This is a genomic window from Nocardioides endophyticus (assembly GCF_039543845.1).
In the GTDB taxonomy this organism is placed as follows: domain Bacteria; phylum Actinomycetota; class Actinomycetes; order Propionibacteriales; family Nocardioidaceae; genus Nocardioides; species Nocardioides endophyticus.
Genome location: NZ_BAABKN010000044.1, coordinates 1 through 735, shown reverse-complemented (window position 1 = coordinate 735; position 735 = coordinate 1). Strand labels below are relative to the sequence as shown.

Sequence of the window (735 nt, the reverse complement as noted above, 5' to 3'; positions counted from 1 at the left end):
GGGGCTGATCCGCTCGCCGGTGTCGAGGACCCCTGCCTTCGCCAGCTTCCCGGTGAGGGTGTCGAGGTCGATGGTCACGACGATGGTGGCGTCGGTGCCGCCGACCTTCGGCAGGTGTTTCGCGGTGATGCGTTCGATGAGCTCGGCGAACGCCCTCCCCATCCGCTCCGGCCCCGGCCGGCGTTCCACACCTGCGCCCGCTCCGTGGGTCGCGGCCTGGTGCTTCGGGGCGGCGATCGCCAGCAGCATCTTCCGCAACCTGGCGGCCTGCGCCGTGGGCAGGGTGAACCGTCCGTAGGTCTTGCCGTGCCTGTCGTCGGTCATCGTCAACCGGGCCGCCAGGGCCGCCTTGGCCTCTTCCCTCTCGAGGAGGTCGGCCTCGTGGGCATCGGCCAGCTCGGGTGCCACCACCTCCAGCAGCCGGCGTCCGAGGATCCTCAGGGTGCGGGCGTCGTGCTCCTGCGCCGCGGCGACCAGGTGCCGCTCGGCTCTGATCACCAGGTCCGGGTCCAGGTCCTCGGGCAGAGCCTTGACCGCGCGGATGATCACCTGGGCCTGCTCGACCCGCAGATCCCCGCGCGCCAACGCGGCCCGGACCAGGTCGTGCGTGGCCAGGTCGTACCCGAGCCGCACCGTCCGCGCCGCGGCCGGTCGGGTCTCCTTCGTGGTGTGCGCCAGCCAGTTCGCCGTCGACGTGGCACCCACCTCCTGGCCGACCTGCAGCTCGTCGGCGTG

The 735-nt window shown here is 72.4% G+C and carries 1 protein-coding gene; it reads right to left on the bottom strand.

Annotation, left to right across the window (positions count from 1 at the left end; all coding sequences use genetic code 11):
- Window positions 1–735: DUF222 domain-containing protein (locus ABEA33_RS27260; RefSeq protein WP_345530351.1), on the bottom strand; the 735-nt coding region annotated here is incomplete at both ends.